Genomic DNA, 19,158 nt, shown 5'->3' on the forward strand with positions numbered 1-19,158 from the left:
CGTGTGTGAAATATGCCCATAAATACATATTTTTTATTTCCAAACTTTTAATAACATCCTTTAAACTTATATCAGTATGTTATTGATGAGTATTACATTTAAAAGGATTCACTCTTAACAAGATTTGCCATATAATTATCAAAAGCAACTCCATCAAAAGGCACAATTACAATTTTACTGGCATGATTATCATCTCCTCGATCTTTCCCTTTACTCACATCTATTACCGAAAACATAAAATGAGTTACATGTCCGTTTTCTACATAAGCTCCGGGTCTTTCTATATATTGCCAATCGTTGATAGTACCGTTAGTGTATTTAAAAATTTTAGTTTCTTCTTTTTTAAATGCAATTCCTCTGTATTTCCAATTATGAATTCCATCAATAGAAGAAAAATGATGTGATGTTTTTGTAGGCCAATGATTGTATACAATATGATACATACCGCCACTATACCAAACGGTAGGATCTTCGTTTTTTGTTTGAGGCAATTCTGGGTAGTCTTTATAAACTCTATCGTTCACTATTTTATAAGGTCCTAAAATCCCACTATCACTAATCATTACAGCAGTACTTCTAGCTACTATCATATATTTCCCGTCAGGTCTTAATAAAATTCTAACATTAGACATTCTTCCGTTGGTATTATACCTAGCCAAGCCCATGGAGTATCCATTAGGATCTACCTTAATTTCTCCTAATAATTTAAAAGGTCCGTTAGGTGAATTAGAAACAAAAACTTCTCCATTGGTAACTTCACTTGTTACTACTGCATAACGTCCATCGTGCATTTTTAATCCCATTACATTGTGTCCTAATCCTTCTTTCCATTCAGGATACACCAATCCAACATCTTTATAAGGTCCCATTATATGATTGCTAACAGCATGCATTCCTTTAGAACCTAATTTCCAACCTTGGCTGTGTGCAAATTTTTGATCCCATCTGCTGGCATATATGTGGTATTTTCCTTCCGCATCTTTTACAATACCTCCATCCCAATAACACCATTGTTTTAATTTACTATCTTCTAATCCATTTGCAGTATCTCTAGGCAACACATTATCATTTCCCCAAATTCCTTTCGCTACTAATTTGCTTTGAGGCTCCATAGGTAAAAAGAAATCTACCAATGATTTTTTTGTTTGGGAGAACATGCTATTAGAAAATATTAGAAGAACTAGTAATGTAAATTTTAAATTCATTTTTTATGTATTAGCAACTTTTAATATTGGTTACCAAACAAAGAACATAAAAGAAAATAGTTTTAGCGTTGCTCTTAGTACAATGAATGTACTTGTGAGTTATTTTATAAGCAAAAACAACAAAAGCTCTTGATTTCTCAAGAGCTTTTATTAATTATTAATTTTATATTAATCTAAAACGGGGGTTCTTTTGTCATCCATACGTTTCATTGCATTTACTTCATAAATACGTTTTAATTGCCATAAAGGTCTTTCTAATTCACCTTCCCATTCAAACAAATCTGTAAATAATTCTCTAACTTTTTCTGGATATTTATAAGCTAAATTTTTATTTTCTGTAATGTCTTTAGAAATATTATATAGCTCTGCTGGTCTATCTGGAAAACGTAATAATTTCCAATCTCCCTTTCTTACAATTCCTCTATTTTCTTTTTTCCAAAATAACATTTTATGCGGATCTGCATTATTTTTACCGGTTACGTATGGCAACAAATCAACTCCATCAATATTTTTAATTTTAGAGGCATTCCCCCCTGCAACATTTACAAATGTGGGTAACAAATCTAAGGTACTAATTGGTTGATTGTATTCCGTTCCTGGTTGAATTACTTTAGGTAATTTCATTACAAAAGGAACTCTTATTCCACCTTCTAGGTTGTTAGATTTACACCCACTTAAAGGATAGTTGCAAGTATGTGTTCCATCAGGACCTCCATTGTCATTAGAAAATACAATTAGTGTATTGTTTTCTAAACCTTCTTTTTTTAACTTTTCTAAAATTTGTCCACATGCTTTGTCTAAAGCCAAAGTCATCGCTGCTAATACTTTTCTTTTTCCTGTTAGCCCTTTTATTTTAGCTAAATCTTCTTGAGTAGCTTGCATTGGAGAGTGTACTGCATTAAAAGAAACATACATAAAAAATGGATTTTTCTTATTTCTACCTATAAAATCACAAGCTTCATCTGCTAAATCGTAGGTTAAGTATTTAGAAGGTTCTTTAAATACTTTATATCCTCTTTCTAACCTATCTTCTTTTTTATCAATAGCTTGTTTTTGAGTTAAAGGAAAAAAGCTTCTTGCTCCTCCTCTAAAACCATAAAACTCATCAAAACCTCTATATAAAGGATGGTATCTATCAGCATTACCCATATGCCACTTTCCTAAAACAATAGACTTATATCCTAGTTTTCCTAAATGATCGGCAATTGTTTTTTCCTTTAAAGGCAATCCCATATCATCTCCTAATAATTTAGAAGATTCACTCATGTAACCTGGTACATTGTTTTCTTCAAACCCAAAACGTTGTTGATACCTACCTGTTAACAATCCTGCTCTAGAAGGTCCACAAACTGCTGCTGTAGTATATGCTTCTTTAAAAATCATTCCTTCAGAAGCTAACTTGTCTAAATTAGGAGTGGTAAATGTTTTACTTCCTTGAAAACCAAAATCAAAATACCCGGCATCATCTGCAAAAAGAAATACAATATTTTTCTTTTTTTGAGCAAAACAAGTCACTGTCATAAAACTTAGTAATGCTACTATAATTGATATTTTTTTTTGAATCATATTTTATTTTAAAATTTAAATATTATAAAAAGCCTTTGTTAAACTAATTATTGAACCAATTCTATATAAGTATAATAAACACCATATTTTTTAGTTCTCTCAATAAAATCTGTTACTAATAACGTTTTACCTTTTTCTAAAAACACACGAAATACTACTTCTTCCTGATTTTCTTGAATTTCTTTTTCCAACATTTGATTGGCCAATTGTATTCTAACTTTTTGAGGAGAAATAGTTTTGTATGTAAATAAATTTTTAGGATTTTCTTTAGGAATTCCCAAAATAGGTCCAGAACATTCTTTAGGCCATCTTCTGCAAGAAATTTTATAAACACCTGCTTTGTCTACCTTTATTGCATGGGTGTTGTTCGTATTTTTCATTCCCGCAGCTACCTGTTCTGCTTTCCAAATACCTTTGTCTTCGCCAATAGCGTGTTGAATGGTTAATTTGATGGTTTTTTGTTGTTTATTACCTATTACATTTACAGGAAATTGTTGGTATTCAGATCCTGTTTTTGCTATTTTTAAAAACCGTTGATTGTCATTTAAAAACGATTTGACAATTTTAGGGTATTCTTTAGCTACATCGTTTTTCTGAAAAGCATCTTGTTCTACATTGTACAATGCTTTACCATTAACCAATCTCCATTTTCCTTTCATTAAACAAGTTTCATCTTCATCTTTTGGAGGTCTCCAATCTTGTCTATGATGAATAAACAATGTTCTATCATTTAATTTTTCTTTCTTATTTTTAAACAAGCACGAAAAATCAACTCCATCTAATTTTAGATCCTTAGGAAGCTCTAAATCACACAAACTAGCAAGTGTAGGCAACAAATCTATGTGTGCTGTTAAATCGTCTATATCTTTTCCTCCTTGAATGTTTCCGTTTGGCCAACGAATAAAAAAAGGAACCCTGTGGCCACCTTCTGTTTTAAATCCTTTTTTTCCTCTAAACCCTTTATTGTATCCTAATTTTCCATCTTTACTAACCCCTGTACCAGAACCATTATCTGTCATAAAAATAACAATGGTATTCTCTAACAAATTTTTATCTTTTAAAAAAGTTTCTAACTTTCCAAAATTTTCATCAATATTGGCAATCATTCCATAAAAATTAGCACTTGGAATTTTTGTTCCTTCTAAATACTGATAAGGAGCTGCATATTTGGGGTCTACAATTAATGGGCTGTGTGGTGCATTGGTAGGCAAATACACAAAAAAAGGAGTTTCTTTATTTTGATCTATAAATTTCATGGTTTCATCAAACCAAACATCTGTACAATAACCTTCAAATTGTTTGGGTTGATTATTTACGTAGTACATGTCATCAAAATAGCTATTTCCCCAATAGTCCGATAATTCTCCTACTCCACCTGCCTTGTGTTGTACTACAACATCAAAACCAGAATCTGTAGGTCTTGTTGGATAATTATCTCCTAAATGCCATTTCCCAAAAATACCTGTTTTATAACCATTCTTTTTAAAGACTGTGGACATTGTAGGAGCTCCCTCGCTTAACAAATCTCTTCCTTTGTAAGTTGCCCAAATTCCATTGTTTATTGGGTATCTACCTGTCATAATAGCCCCTCTTGTTGGTGCACACAAAGGACTTACATGAAAATCTGTAAAACGAACTGATTGCTTGTAAAATGAATCTATATGCGGTGTTTTAATCCATGGATTTCCTTGACAAGCCAAATCTCCAATTCCTTGATCATCTGTAAGAATTACAATTACATTTGGTGGTTTTGGCAATTTATAAGCTCCAAATAATGAAACGTTTGCAATTGAAAAAATAAAAATTATTGCAACCTTAAAAAACGATTTCATATTTAATTATTTTAAATATATAATTTGCTCTTGTGGTATTGCTGCTCCTAACTTTACACTTTGCTTACTTGGCGATGCGTTACCTACTATAATTTTATAAGCTCCTTTTCTCCATACTTTAGCTCCTTTAGTATCAATTACTTTTAACTCTTCTGCACTTAACGTAAAAGAAACTGTTTTTGTAATTCCCTTAGCCAGTGTAATTCTTTTAAAAGCTTTTAAACTTTGTAAAGGCAAATTGTCTTTGTTTTCCTTAGGACTTACATACAACTGAACCACCTCATCAATATCATAATTTCCTACGTTAGTAACCTCAACACTTACTTCTAAAGTTCCGTTTTTTCTAAGTTTTGTATTGCTCAATTTTAAGTTCTTAATTTCTGTTTTAGAATATGTTAATCCAAAACCAAAAGGATACATAGGTTCTTCTGTCATGTACTTATAAGTACGACCTTTCATAGAATAATCTTCATAAGAAGGTAATTGTTCTACATTTTTAGGAAATGTAATAGGCAAGTGACCCGATGGAGAAATATCTCCAAACAATACATCTGCAACAGCATTACCACCTTGTTCTCCAGGATACCACATTTGTATAATAGCATCACAATGCTCTTCTATTCCTTCTAAAGAAACAGGACTTCCACTTGCTATTACCAATACCAAAGGTCCTTTTTTCTTTTTTGCCATAGTTTGCACATAATCAATTTGATTTTGTGGCAATTTTAAATCAATTTTATCTCCTACGTATTCAGCTGCAATTGCATCTACTTCTTCTCCTTCTCTATCTGCAGATAAACCAACTACACATATAGTAACATCAGATTCTGCAGCTACATTAGGAGCCCAGTTTTTAGGGTTGATGTTTTTATGAAATGGTAAAGCACCACTTCTATAATTTAAAGAAGAACTTAAAGATACAGCATCTGCAATACCTGCTAATACAGTTACAATTCCAGGACTAATTCCGTAATAACTCCCCATTAACACATCTGCTGAATTGGCAAAAGGTCCTGTTACATAAGGAACTTTTACATCTTTAGAAATAGGTAATGTATTGTTTTTGTTCTTTAACAATACAATAGATTTTTGAGCTGCTTCTCTAGCCAAAGCAACGTGTTCTTTACTATGAATATGTTCGGGTCCAACGTTTAAATATGGATTTGTGTTTGACTTATCAAACATTCCCAATCTAAAACGAGTTTTAAACAGCTGCTTTGTTCTGTTATGAACTAATTCTTCTGTAATTAAACCTTGATCTATTGCTTTTTTTAAATTCTTATAAGTGTTTCCACAATTTAAATTGGTTCCCGCTTGTAAAGCAACGGCAGCCGCTTCTACTGGAGTTTTTACATATTTTAACTTGTTAGAAATTCCGCTAATAGCTCCACAATCAGAGGTTACATATCCATCAAAATTCCACTCGTCTCTTAAAACATCCTGCAACAAAAATTCACTTGCAGCAGCAGGTTTTCCATATACGGCATTGTAAGCAGCCATTACTCCCTCTACTTTAGCTTCTTTTACCAAGGCTTCAAAAGCGGGCATGTAGGTTTCATATAAATCTTGTTGTGTTGGTTCTGCATTAAAATGATGTCTCATGCTTTCTGGTCCAGAATGCACAGCAAAGTGTTTTGCACAAGCTGCCGATTTTAAATAATTAGGATCATTTCCTTGCAAACCTTTTACAAAAGCAATTCCTATTTTAGAGGTTAACAAAGGATCTTCTCCATAAGTTTCTTGACCTCTTCCCCAACGTGGATCTCTAAAAATATTTACGTTTGGTGTCCAAAAGGTTAACCCAGCATATTTACTATGGTTTCCATGTTTTTGAGAAATAATATATTTTGCTCTTGCTTCTGTAGAAATAGCCGAAGCAACTTTTTCTGCCAATACAGGATCAAAAGTGGCTCCTATACCAATTCCTTGTGGAAAAATAGTAGCTTTTCCGTTACGTGCCACACCATGCAAAGCTTCGTTCCACCAATCATAATCTGGAACATTTAAACGTGGAATAGCAGGTGCTCCGTTTCTTAATTGTTCTATTTTTTCCTCTAGTGTCATTTGAGAAACCAAAATCTCCACTCTTTTATCTATAGATAATTCCGTGTTTTCAAACGAAAAATCTACATTTTGTGCGTTTATTGTAGCTATAACTCCAAACACAGCTAAAACCACTACTATTTTACTCTTAATAAATCGATTCATTTTTTCTTTAATTATTTTGAACTTCCTATATACTTTATATACGTATAATACACTCCATACGTACTATCACCTTCTATAAAATCATTAGTTAATAGGGTTTTTCCTTTTGATAAGTTTACGCTAAAAGTAACTACCTCAGCATCTTCTTTTATTGATTTTTCATGCATTTGATTGGCTATACTAATTCTAACCTTTTCTGGATGAATGGCTTTATACTCATACAAATTCTTAGGATTTTCTGATGGAATTCCTAAAATAGGCCCTGAACATTCCTGAGGCCATCTGGCACATGATATTTCATAAACTCCCTCTTTTTCCACAAAAATTGCATGCGTATTGTTCTTGTTTTTAACTCCTTCAGAAACTTGTTCCGGTTTCCAAATCCCACCATCTTCTCCAATAGCGTGCTGAATGGTTAATTTTATTTCTTTTTGAGCTTTGTTTCCTACAACATGAAATGGCAATTCCTTATAAGCTTTTTTTTGTTTTGCTTTTTCTACAAATTTCTGATTGTTATATAGTAACTGCTTTACTAATTCAGGATGTTGATCAATTACATTGTTTTGTTGTTTTGGATCTTTTTCCACATTGTATAATTGATTTCCATTAATCAACCTCCAACTTCCTTTCATAATACAAGATTGAGCTACATCACTTGGCGGTCTCCAATCTTGATTATGGTGTATAAAAGCTATTTTGTCTTGTAATTTAGCTTTTGGATTAGATAGAATAGATGAAAAATCTCTTCCATCTAATTTTAGATTTTTAGGAATTTCTAAATTACACAATGCAGCTAAAGTTGGCATTAAATCAACATGTTCTGCTAGGTTTTGAATGTCTTTTCCTCCTTGAATTTTTCCATTGGGCCAACGAATAAAAAAGGGCACCCTATGTCCTCCTTCTTCTTTATTTCCTTTAATTCCTCTAAAGCCTTTATTATAACCTAATTTTCCATTTTTACTATAACCGTAACGAGTTCCATTATCACTCATAAAAATTAAAATGGTGTTATCTAATAAATCTTCCTTTTCTAAAAAATGCTGAAACTTTCCAAAATTCTCATCAATATTAGCAATCATCCCATACAAGTTGGCACTAATAATTTCTTTCCCTTCTAGATGTTTATAAGGTGCTGCATATTTTTCTGCAACAATTAATGGATCATGAGGTGCATTGGTAGGCAAGTAAACAAAAAACGGTTTGCTCTTATTTTTTTGGATGAATTTGGTGGTTTCCTCAAACCAAACATCGGTGCAATAGCCTTTAAATTGTGTAGGTTTATTGTTTTTATAATACACATCATCAAAATAGCTATTTCCCCAATAATCTGACAATTCTCCTACTCCTCCTGCTAAGTGATGAATGGCTTCATCAAAACCAAGATCTGTAGGACGTGACGGATAATTGTCTCCTAAATGCCATTTTCCAAACAAGGCTGTTTTGTATCCGTTATTTTTAAACATATTGGCCATGGTAATGGTATTTTCTGCCAAACCATCTCTACCTTTAAAAGTAGCCCAAGTTCCATTATTAATCGGGTATTTTCCTGTCATGATTGCTCCACGGGTAGGAGTACAAAGTGGACTTACATGAAAATCCGTCATTCTAACAGCTTGTTCATAAAAAGCATCAATTTCGGGAGTTTTTAACCACGGATTTCCTTGACATCCTAAATCACCAATTCCTAAATCATCCGTTAAAATTAAGATTACATTAGGCTTTGTTTGCGCTTTTAACTGAAGTACAAATATGGATAACAATAGGAAAAACAATATTTTTTTACACATCCTTTTATTGCTTTTAATAAAAAAACGGCAATGAGACTTAGTTAAGTCTCAAATACCGTTTTAGTTTATTTATTACTTAGCTTCTATCATCACTAAATTACTTTTTAGTTTTGGAGAAGTAGCTTTAATAATAACTGCTCCCTTTTTATTTTTTAAAGATTGTACCAATAACAAGGCACGACCTTTAGAGGTTACTAAACTATTGGTTTGATAATCTTGTATATTATCTAAAGCTCCATTATCTACTCCTAAAACCTTTATATCTCCCTCTACATCAAAAGATAGTTTTACATTTTCTGTAGTTACTGCTAATCCGTCTTTATCTACCAACTGAGCAACAACATGTGCTACTTGATACCCATCTGCATCTAAGCTAGTTTTATCTGTAGTTAACTTTATAGCTACCGGTTCAGATGTTGTTTTTAACTCATACTCCACCTCATGACCATCAAATCCTCCTCTAGCTACTAAAGTACCTGGATCAAAAGGAACTGCCCAACGTAAAATTCTATCAGGACTTCCACTTAAAGATCTCCATCCTAAAGACTTACCGTTTAATAATAATTCTGCTTTATGCAAGTTGGTTGGTACTTCTACAATAACTGTTTGTCCTTTTTTGTAGTTCCAGTTTTTTTGCGCACGACTATTGTTCCATTTTAAGAATTTAGCCGATTGTATTTTTACTTTACCACTTAATTCATCTACCATTAACGAATCTTTTACAGGGTAAGTTCCTACAGAAACATGAGGTTTGTTTACCCAAATAGATTTAAAATGATCCCATCCTTCTTTTTTAAATCCAGTAAAGTCTAAAATATCTCCGTCCCATCCTTTGTTAGGCCATTTTCTGTTTGCTTCTCCCATGTAGTCAATTCCTGTCCACATGTACATACTGTAAATCATAGGGTCTTCTATAATAGAATTCCACTCTTCCCAAGTACCTGCATTTTCGTTTCCAGTAAAATGCATATTGGGATAGTTTTTCTTACTCCAATCGTACTGATTTACTTGGTAACTAAAACCTACGATATCTAAAACATCTGCATATCCAGAAGCTAAACTTGCTACAGGAATAATTAAGTTGGCTGTTACAGGACGAGATAAGTCTAATTCTTTTACCCAACCTGCTAATCTTTTAGCCGTTTCTGTTAATTTGTATTTTCTATCTGGTAAAGCTTTATAACGGTCTTGCATTTCTTTGGCAGAAATGTTTGGAATTCTGTTCCAGTAACTTTTTGCACCTGGATCCCACAATCCACTAACGTGACGGTAGTGTTCATATGTCCATTCTATTTCGTTACCAATACTCCATTCAAAAATAGCAGGATGATTTCTGTCTCTTAAAATAGATCTCTTTAAATCACTTTCTGCCCATTTTTGAAAATGGTTTGTATATCCTTCTGTAATATAATCTGGTTCTCTTTCTTGCATGTTCCAACGCTTATCCTTAGGATTGTCAAACTCATCAAAAATTTCTGCCTGTACTAAAATTCCCATTTCATCACATAAATCGTAAAATTCTTCAGAAAACGGGTTATGAGAAGTACGGATTGCATTTACCCCAGCATCTTTTAAAGCTTGAATACGTCTTCTCCAAACTCCTTTAGGAACAGCTGCTCCTACCAAACCACCATCGTGGTGAATACAAACTCCTTTGGCAAACGTTGGTTTACCATTTAAAAAGAACCCTTGTTCTTTGCTGTGCTCAATAGTTCTAATTCCAAAAGGGGTTGTGTAAGCATCTACTACTTTTCCATTACAAACAACTTCTGTTATAGCTTTGTACATATGTGGAGTATCTAAATCCCATAACTTTGGATTTAAAACTTCTAAATTTTGTGTAATTGCTATTTCTTTTCCTGAAGAAACTCTTGAAGTGTTTTCTTGATTAGCAACCAATACATTGTTACCATCATAAATTTTAGTACTTAACGTAAACTTGGCTCTTTTACCACCATCGTTCTTAACTTTGGTTTCTAATTTTACGGCTGCTTTTGCATTGGTAATTTCTGGAGTAGTTACATAAGTTCCCCAAATAGGAATGTGTAAATTATCTGTAGTAATTAATTTTACATTTCTATAAATTCCACTTCCTGTATACCAACGTCCATCTGCATAACGAGAATGATCTACATGAACCGTTAATATATTTTCTGAACCATCTGTTTTTAATTTGTTGGTCAAATCAAAATACGTTGGTGAATATCCATAAGGATTTTCTCCTAACTTTTTTCCGTTTAACCAAAAGGTAGCGTTGTTATAAACACCATCAAACAAAATAAAAGCTTTTTGATTTTTAACATCCACCGGAGTTTTAAAATGTTTTTGGTACAATCCAACTCCTCCTGGCAAATATCCTGTAGCTCCTTCTAATTCTTTATCAAAAGAAAACTCCACACTCCAATCGTGCGGTAATCTAATATTTCTCCATTTTGCATCCTCTAAAGGAATGTTTGCTGGAATTTTAGTATCCTTAACTAAGTTGAATTTCCAATCAAAATTAAAATCATGTGTTCTTTCTTGTGCATTGATTGCATTCCCTACAATCAACAAAACAAAAAACGATATTAATCTTTTTACTACTTGATTCCTCATATCTTATTACTTTCTATTTTTGGTGAATTTTTATTATGACTTAAGTAAAAGTAATTTTTAGAATCAAAAATCATCAGCAGTATTAAACTAAAACATAATACATATGATTAATTCTAACAATCAATCTCTAAAAAATCACTCAACATCTACTAGACCAGAACAACAAACAACTGATTACAATACAATTACACTAAGCTTACTGTTTTAATTTCTTATGGATTTACTTTTATTCTATCTATCTGTTTTTTACTTAATCCTTGTCTAAAATATGCATCTGGCTTGTGCTTAACTCTATGTTGTTTCATTTCAGGATCGTGAAGATCTTGACTTAAATCACAATCAAAACGTAGTAACATAGAATGTGTTTTTCCTTTACCTCCTAGATTAATAAGATGTGCTGTTCCCCAAGTAATTCCTCTACCATTTTTTGTATCTGTAAAAGCATCTGCAACATATGGAGCCGCTGCATAAGGCATTAATTCTGTAATAGAAGCAATTTCAAAATTTACCCAATCTTTAGCGTATTGAATGGTATTGTGTTCCGGTCCATCTTTATAAACCAAAGCAGCAACACCTTCTTTAAACGGGAATAAACTTGTTTCATGGCCCGAAGTAATTAATGGGTTTAATGGATGTTTTGTAAATGGTCCTAAAGGATTATCTGCTGTAGCTAAGCCTTGCATACGTACTAAATCTGGTTTTTTTCCAAAATCAGATTTATAATAAATATATACTTTTCCATTATGTACTAACGGATAAGGATCATGAATAGAGAACTGATCCCACTCACCCTTAGCTCCATTTGGAATTACAATTTTATTGTGTGGAGTCCAAGGTCCATCAGGAGAATCTGCATAAGAAACCGCTACAGGGCAATCATCTCCACGCTTTCCGCTTGCTTCCATAAATCCTTGATAATATAAATAGTATTTCCCCTTCCACTCTAAAATATCCGTAGTTGTTACAGACCTCCAACCTACCATTGGCTTTTCTGGTCGTTGAATAGCCACCCCTTGTTCTTCCCAAGTAAAACCATCTTTAGAAGTAGCATACCAAATTTCTGACAAATCCCAATCTGATGAAGGAATTACATCCGTAGAATTAGCAGCTCCTTGAGGAGGAGTGGGTGTATTTCTATAAGTATACCACATATAGTATTTCCCATTGTGTTTTATAATTTTAGATGGATCTCTACGAGAAATAGTTCCATCGTGATTATGATAATCAAAACCCTTTAACTCTGTGTACTTAAACTGACTAAACAACTCGTTATGTTGCGGTTCTGGAGTGTCGTAATCTGTATAAATACGCTCCATAGCTGCACTCATTTTTCTGTTTGGTTTTTCCTTTGGTAAAATAAATGGAAAACCTCCCTGTTCTTTATTTAGTGTTTTTTCTGAGGTATCTTTTTCTTGACAAGACACTATGATTCCCGAAATTACTAAGCTTAAAACTAGTTTTTTTATCATACTATTTTTTATTATTTAACTTTTAAAAACAATGTATTGGTATCCAAAGCATCTTTGGGTTTGATAGATCCTTCTAACTTGTAAAGAAAAGTTTCTACTATATACGTAGACGATTTTGATAAGTTGTTTTTTAATTTAAAATCTACTTCCATATTTCCATAGCCTGGATACACTTCTATCGTTTTCTCTACTATTTTCTTGTTCCATTTTTGAGTTAATCTATCTGTAATTTCTGAAACTTTTATGTAAATTTTTCTAGGTTGATTTACTTTAAAAGTCAAAGGAATTTTTAATTCATCTGTAGCTAACACATCAATTTCTGTATTAGAAAACATGATACTTTCATGATATAAATCTAATCCCATTTCGTAAGACTGATCAACGTTTTTAGCTCTTACATCTACCAAATCGTAACCTCTTACCCAGTCATAATAAACTGTATTTTTGGTCGGATCTGCCAATTCTTTATCTGTTGGTAATTCTATCCATGGAAAAGGATAAGTTTCAGACACCATACGCATGTACATAGGTCTATTAAATGGTTTCCCAACCACTTGATCATAAAACTTCATATGCTTAGGCTCTCTGTCATCGTAATAAAAACTTGCTTGTTTTTCATTTTTCCACCAACCTCCATATACATGAAAGTCTTTAGAAGCTAATTCATTATGATGAAACTTTACAGCCGGAGCTCTTAAATCGTGTTTTTTCTTATTGCAGTCTGTATACCAAAAATGTCCATTGGAATTCATTCCATTTGCAAAATGATTTCCTAAGAAATCTCCGCTTCTACCAATACATTCTTGAATATCCCATTCCTGCCCATATTTATCACAGCCATTAGGTCCTTTTTCTACTCCATCTGTTGAAAACCAAAATGTAGTAGACATGGTAGTAGCTGCTGCTTTTACCCTACATTCATAATAACCTAAAAACGCAGCCTTTTTAGAAACTACCGCTCCTCCTGCAATGTTAAAAGTTAACTCTCTACCATATGCTTTTACAATGGTGTCTTTTTTTAATTTTTCTCCTTTAATTTGCATGTATCCATTTTTAACAGATACTTGAGAGGCTAAAAAAAGCCCTGGTTCTCTTCCTTTCCATTTTGGGTGATAATCGTACCATTTAGAAGCATCTAATTTATCTCCATTAAATTCATCTGAAAAATCTGGATTCATTACCCAACGTTTTCCTATAGGTGGTTCTGGGGGTCCCGATTGTGCTTGTACAGATATTCCACATACGAACACGAACAATAAGCTAACTATTTTTTGCATCTCTTATAGATTTTACAATTTTATATTGATTGATTTTTTATTTTTCTTAAGCGCTTCTACATCAAAAAAACGTTGAGTATTAGCTCCTTCCCCTACTTCAATAGTATATCTATTTGGATACATAACTGTAGGCTGATACATCTTTCCTTTTAATCTTAAAGAAGAAATTACCTCTTTGGTATATTGATTTTTTACAGTCACTACCTGATTTTCTTTATTCAACTTTAATTGGGGTAATTGGTATCCGTTTTTAATTAAAAAATTATCTGTTTGATGAAAGGTTACAGGCCATCCGTTATAAGGTTTGGCGTTAGGAGCAAACATATCTACATTTCTTGCCCAACACTCATAAGTAATATTTCTAGATGCTTTGTTAAAACGAATAATTCCATACCCAGAAGCTCTACCGTTTAATAAATTCACCTTTTCGGTATTGTCTTTATGTTCGGGATTTGCAATGGCCAAGACCGTCATTTTATTATGAAAAGCATCTAAATACTCTCCCGTATAATCTGGCATTCCTTTTACATGATTTTTTCCAGGAGCATCGGGCTTAAACCAACGCATCCAAAAATTAGAAGCAGCAGGCACAGCAAAGGAATATCCTGCATTGTTCCAGTCTTCTACTCCATGATGTAGTACCGATCCTAAATGTTGATCTCCCGCAATCATACAAGAAAAACTTTTACGAATAACAGATAAGGCTTTGTTTCGTCCTGCTTGTGGCCATCCGTTAGAATCTACGCTATACTTTTGTTTTTTGTCTAGCGTTGGCGAATGGGTAGTTACATTGGCAAAAATGGTTTGAGATAAAACAGCTTTCATTTCAGCATCTTTCCAATCGGTAGTCCAAGCTTCTAAAAAATCTAACTGTCTATCGCCTAACAAAGTGGCTTCTTTTACATCCATTTCACGAGTATCATGAAATCTAGATTTTCCTAAAACTCTTTTGGGTCCCGATTTAAATTTACGATCTTCTAAAATAGCAAAACTCATCCCTCCCCACTTGTAATCGGTATAATAAACTCCAATTCCTTGTGCTACTGGTGTAGGATCATACGGATCTGGTAAATGACTAGTTTGCGCTCTTTCTACTTCTTTTATATAATTTACAGGCATGTAATACCCACCATTATTTCCATCTCTATTTGCAGCCTTTCGTCCTCCGTCACCCCACAAATTACCTTGACCTATATCGTGATCGTCTGGAATTACAATAGTGGGTGTATTTCTAATAATATCTCCAAAGACTTCGCCAAACTTTAACCAATAACCATAATGATCACTATGATCATAAGATTGATCTCCTGCAAAAAACAATACATCAGGTTGTAGTTTTTTTAAATTATTAAGGATATCGTCCGCAGGACCTTGTCCTCCATGTTTTTTATAAATAGACCAACAAGAAAATGCTGCCATTATAATTTCCTCTTTCTCTTTAGGATTTTTTTGAATAATCCCATTATAAAAAAACTGATTTTTATACGCTACACGATATTCTTTTTTTTGAGCATCGTCCCAATCTTCTATTCTAAAGTGTGCTGTATAACCTGGGTATTGAATTCTAGCTTCTTGAACCGTTTCCCATTTTCCATTGTTTTTGATTTGCAAAGTAGCTTCAAAAGGATCGTAATTTTTTACAGGATAAAACTGAGCTGTTAACTTTAAAGTTTGTTCATGTACGGTATACAAGGCAAAACAAATTTTGTTTTTTGCTAATTTATCAGAAATTCCTGTAGGGTTTTGTCCATAACTAAAACTCAAAACAAATAACAACACAAATCCTATTGTTTTTTTTAAACGACTATTCATATTACTGATGATTAAAAACGTTAACAAACCAACTCAAATTCTAGAATTTAAAATGAGTTTACTTTTTTAGGATAGATAAAGCTACTAGAATCCATTCAGAGATAAAAACAAATAACCATATGTCGTTTATTTATCTATAAAATATGCTTCTTTTAACTTTTTTAGAAAAAAGAAACATCTAAAAAACTCAACTAGATTTTTACTAGACAAGCTCTTAAAAAGAGAGATTTATACAATGATCTTATTACCTTTTTAACAAGAATCTTATTTCTTAAAAATTTGACTCCATCCTTCTGTAGAAAATGACGATGCTGGCAAACCTGCTGTATTAAACAAAGACCCTTCTATATAGCTTTGCCAACCATATCGTACATTTTTTGGTTTTTTAATTTCATCATTCCAAACTTGTAAAACAGTTCCTTTGTTGATAATTTTAGCTTTTGCTTGATAATAAATTCCATCTTCTCCTGCAATTTCAAAATCCTTTAAAGTTTTCCCCATACTTGTAATTCCTAAAGGAGCTTCCTCAAAATCAATCAAAGCTTTGCTTCCTACTATTTTAATGGATTTATAAATAGGTCCTGAATATTGAATTCCTTCTACTTTATAATCTTTAGCCAATGCCCAAAGTGCCAAACGCTCTCCTACTTCTTTCTTTTTAGGTGGATGAATTCTTGTTTTGTATCCCATATCATTAATTACTGCCATTCCTGTATTAGGAAGCGTTAACATGGTTTTTAACTGTGCTTGTTGCACTCCAACCCAACCTTTTAATTTATTTCCAAAAGGTGCTAATTGTACAAAGTAAAACGGAAATACACCCTGCTTCCAATTTTGTCTCCAGCTCTTAATCATAGCAGGAAATAACCTTGCGTATTGCTCTGGATCCCATCTATTTCCTTCTCCCTGATACCAAATTGCTCCCTTAATGGTAAACGGAATTAAAGGATGAATCATACCATTATATAAAACGGTTGCTGATTTTGTGTTTTGTTTTTTAGTAAAATCCTTTTTATACTCCGGAAACTCTTTTACAATGGTTTCTTTGGGAGTCCAAGCCTGTGCAGGAGTACCTCCAACATTACTCGAAATTAATCCGATAGGAACATGTAAATATTCTTGAAGTCTTTTTCCAAAGGAGTATCCTACCGCACTAAAATTAGCGGCTGTTTTTGGAGACGATACTTCCCAATTTCCTTTGCAAGAATTTAAAGGAGTGCTACTTACTTCTCTAGAAACCGTGAAAAATCGAAGATTAGCATTTGAACTGTTTAAAATTAAATTATTGCTATTTTCTAATTCTTGTCCTGGACCTCCTTTTAAAGGCATTGCCATATTAGATTGTCCAGTACAAATCCAAACTTCGCCTAAAAGAATATCTTTTAAAATAATTTTATCAGATCCATTTACTGTTAAAACATAAGGCCCTCCAGCATTGGTAGTTTTTAAAGTTGTTTTCCAATGCCCTTTTTTATCTGTTTTTACTTGTTCTTTTTGTCCCCAACTTCCCTCTAAACTTATGTCTGTATTAGGAATATCTGTACCCCATATTTGAACATTTGAGTTTCGTTGTAATACCATATGATTTCCAAAAATACTCGCAATTTTTGTTTGTGCTCTTGTAGACATTGTAAGTATAAAGAAACAGACAGTTATAGTTATTTTCATCATTTTGTACTTCTTAATTTTATGTTATTTAACGAATGTTTTAAACACTAAAAACATCCCATATAAAAAAAAAATTTCTCTTATTAGTTTGATGTTCTTGTCAAAGGAGCTACTTTTCCATAGCCGTTTTTAGGAGCATCGTGTTGGCTCTCATGTAAATTGTATCTTGGAATAATCTGTAACAATTCATCTCTTTGTTTTCTGTGAGCAGCAGTTACCTTACTCCAATCTTTAATTTTTGGAAAACTAATTAAATCAGAAGGAGTTTTACTCACATCGCACCAAACATTATTTCCATCTTTCATCACTAAATTTCCTCTTATAATTTGAGTTCCTTTGTGGTACCCATAAATCCACTCTCTATGTTTTTCTTTTTTTGTTGTTAAAAAAGGTAATAAGCTTTCTCCATTAATTTCGTAGGATTTTGGAATTTTAACTCCAACAATATCTGCAATTGTTGGCAAAACATCGGAAATATTTACCAATACATCTTGCTCCCCTTGTTTGGTCATTTTTAAAACAGGTGCATAAATAAGCATTGGAACGTGTGTTCCTCTTTGAGATACAGGGCTAGATTTTCCGTAGCCACTTGTACCGTTATCTGCACAAAAAATAAAAATCGTATTGTCTTCTATTCCTAATTCTTTTAGTTTTTCCATATACAAAGAAACTTGATAATCTAAATAGTTTACATGATTGTGAATTCCATCTTCTGTAATAGTTCCGTGAGTATTATACACACCATGATCTCCTGTAATATTAGGCTCTGTACGTGTATATTTTTTTCCATCCCAATGTATTTTTGGAGTTCCTGGCCATTTATTTCCACTTTTAGGATGTAAAAAATCAAAGGCATCGTGTCCTAAATGACTGGTATGATAAATAAAAAAAGGTTTGTCTTCTTTTTCTTTTCTTTCCATATAATCAAAAACATATTTTAATTCAACATCTGGTCCAAAAGTATTTAGTCCAAATTCTTTTTTAGATTTTTGATCATTAGGCCACCATTCTAAATAATTTTTAGCGTTTGGATTGTTCATTAATTGTACATGAGGTTTCCAATACCACCCTGATTGCACATAACTTTTTTGAGTTAATTGCTCCCCCGTATCCGCATTAAATATCTTTTTCTTACCACTTTCTTTTCTAGTTTCTAATCTAAAATCTGTGGTATGAATAGCTTTATTATACGATCCTTCTCCAGGTGTAAAACAACCTTCATCAAATTCAAATCCTTTGATATTCATTTGTGTTTTTCCTGCCCAATAAGTAGCATAACCACCTTTCTTAGCTATCATAGAAATAGAGTGTGGAGAACTTTTATACAAATCCCAAGAACCTTTTCCATTAGGAGCTTTTCCTTTATCACTATTGTGCCACCATTTGTGTAAATGAGCATATCTACCTGTCATCATCATAGCTCTACTTGGTCCACAAACCGTAGCTGCCCATGTTGTTTTTATATACACTCCTTTTTCTGCTAACGCATCTAATACAGGAGTCTTAGCTCTGTATTTCACATCTTTCGTATCTCCACCTTTTAAATTTCCTCCTTTAGGTAAGCTCCAGGTATCCGACCCGTAAAAGGGTAACTCACGAGCGCTAATATCATCTGCATATAACAAAATAATATTCGGTTTTTTTTGTGCATTTGCAAAGAAAGTTGCCAAACCACAAACTAGTAATGTTACTTTTTTTAGTTTATTCATATTTTATTGATTCATTAACTACAACAAGTG

11 protein-coding genes are annotated in these 19,158 nt (G+C 32.8%); all 11 read right to left on the reverse strand.

Translation table 11 applies throughout. The annotated features are described in order from the left end of the window. Window positions 1–98: 98 nt before the first annotated feature. Entirely contained in the window at window positions 99–1,157 is a 1,059-nt protein-coding gene (locus tag GGR97_RS11500) for a glycoside hydrolase family protein (protein WP_167898670.1), read from the reverse strand. 216 nt (window positions 1,158–1,373) lie between these two features. After that, entirely contained in the window at window positions 1,374–2,771 is a 1,398-nt protein-coding gene (locus tag GGR97_RS11505) for a sulfatase-like hydrolase/transferase (RefSeq protein WP_167898671.1), read from the reverse strand. 47 nt (window positions 2,772–2,818) lie between these two features. Beyond that, complete coding sequence (locus tag GGR97_RS11510) at window positions 2,819–4,603, reverse strand: arylsulfatase (protein WP_167898672.1); 1,785 nt, start codon at window positions 4,601–4,603, stop codon at window positions 2,819–2,821. Between the two features lie 6 nt (window positions 4,604–4,609). Beyond that, entirely contained in the window at window positions 4,610–6,811 is a 2,202-nt protein-coding gene (locus GGR97_RS11515; protein ID WP_167898673.1) for a glycoside hydrolase family 3 C-terminal domain-containing protein, read from the reverse strand. An 11-nt stretch (window positions 6,812–6,822) separates the two neighbouring features. Then, window positions 6,823–8,598 (reverse strand): arylsulfatase, encoded by a 1,776-nt coding sequence (locus GGR97_RS11520; protein ID WP_167898674.1) that lies wholly within the window; start codon window positions 8,596–8,598, stop codon window positions 6,823–6,825. Between the two features lie 72 nt (window positions 8,599–8,670). Next, complete coding sequence (locus tag GGR97_RS11525; protein ID WP_167898675.1) at window positions 8,671–11,193, reverse strand: glycoside hydrolase family 2 TIM barrel-domain containing protein; 2,523 nt, start codon at window positions 11,191–11,193, stop codon at window positions 8,671–8,673. A 212-nt stretch (window positions 11,194–11,405) separates the two neighbouring features. Continuing rightward, the gene (locus GGR97_RS11530; RefSeq protein ID WP_167898676.1) at window positions 11,406–12,662 is read right to left on the reverse strand and encodes a glycoside hydrolase family 117 protein; all 1,257 of its coding nucleotides are present in this window, start codon (window positions 12,660–12,662) and stop codon (window positions 11,406–11,408) included. Window positions 12,663–12,673: 11 nt separating this feature from the next. Next, on the reverse strand, window positions 12,674–13,939 hold the full coding sequence (locus GGR97_RS11535; RefSeq protein ID WP_167898677.1) for a family 16 glycosylhydrolase: 1,266 nt from the start codon (window positions 13,937–13,939) through the stop codon (window positions 12,674–12,676). A gap of 12 nt (window positions 13,940–13,951) precedes the next feature. Continuing rightward, the gene (locus tag GGR97_RS11540; RefSeq protein WP_167898678.1) at window positions 13,952–15,751 is read right to left on the reverse strand and encodes a metallophosphoesterase family protein; all 1,800 of its coding nucleotides are present in this window, start codon (window positions 15,749–15,751) and stop codon (window positions 13,952–13,954) included. Between the two features lie 264 nt (window positions 15,752–16,015). Next, window positions 16,016–17,380 carry a sialate O-acetylesterase gene (locus GGR97_RS11545; RefSeq protein WP_167898679.1) on the reverse strand — a complete coding sequence of 455 codons (1,365 nt, stop codon included), beginning with the start codon at window positions 17,378–17,380 and terminating at the stop codon, window positions 16,016–16,018. A 122-nt stretch (window positions 17,381–17,502) separates the two neighbouring features. Further along, complete coding sequence (locus GGR97_RS11550) at window positions 17,503–19,128, reverse strand: sulfatase-like hydrolase/transferase (protein ID WP_167898680.1); 1,626 nt, start codon at window positions 19,126–19,128, stop codon at window positions 17,503–17,505. Window positions 19,129–19,158 lie beyond the last annotated feature (30 nt).

It is taken from the genome of Wenyingzhuangia aestuarii, assembly GCF_011927765.1.
Lineage (GTDB): Bacteria > Bacteroidota > Bacteroidia > Flavobacteriales > Flavobacteriaceae > Wenyingzhuangia > Wenyingzhuangia aestuarii.

Bases quoted from the DNA above. Each gene is read 5' to 3' on its own strand.
- GGR97_RS11500 (WP_167898670.1), bottom strand. From the start codon at position 1,157: ATGTTCTCCCAAACAAAAAAATCATTGGTAGATTTCTTTTTACCTATG.
- GGR97_RS11505 (WP_167898671.1), bottom strand. From the start codon at position 2,771: ATGATTCAAAAAAAAATATCAATTATAGTAGCATTACTAAGTTTTATG.
- GGR97_RS11510 (WP_167898672.1), bottom strand. From the start codon at position 4,603: ATGAAATCGTTTTTTAAGGTTGCAATAATTTTTATTTTTTCAATTGCA.
- GGR97_RS11515 (WP_167898673.1), bottom strand. From the start codon at position 6,811: ATGAATCGATTTATTAAGAGTAAAATAGTAGTGGTTTTAGCTGTGTTT.
- GGR97_RS11520 (WP_167898674.1), bottom strand. From the start codon at position 8,598: ATGTGTAAAAAAATATTGTTTTTCCTATTGTTATCCATATTTGTACTT.
- GGR97_RS11525 (WP_167898675.1), bottom strand. From the start codon at position 11,193: ATGAGGAATCAAGTAGTAAAAAGATTAATATCGTTTTTTGTTTTGTTG.
- GGR97_RS11530 (WP_167898676.1), bottom strand. From the start codon at position 12,662: ATGATAAAAAAACTAGTTTTAAGCTTAGTAATTTCGGGAATCATAGTG.
- GGR97_RS11535 (WP_167898677.1), bottom strand. From the start codon at position 13,939: ATGCAAAAAATAGTTAGCTTATTGTTCGTGTTCGTATGTGGAATATCT.
- GGR97_RS11540 (WP_167898678.1), bottom strand. From the start codon at position 15,751: ATGAATAGTCGTTTAAAAAAAACAATAGGATTTGTGTTGTTATTTGTT.
- GGR97_RS11545 (WP_167898679.1), bottom strand. From the start codon at position 17,380: ATGTCTACAAGAGCACAAACAAAAATTGCGAGTATTTTTGGAAATCAT.
- GGR97_RS11550 (WP_167898680.1), bottom strand. From the start codon at position 19,128: ATGAATAAACTAAAAAAAGTAACATTACTAGTTTGTGGTTTGGCAACT.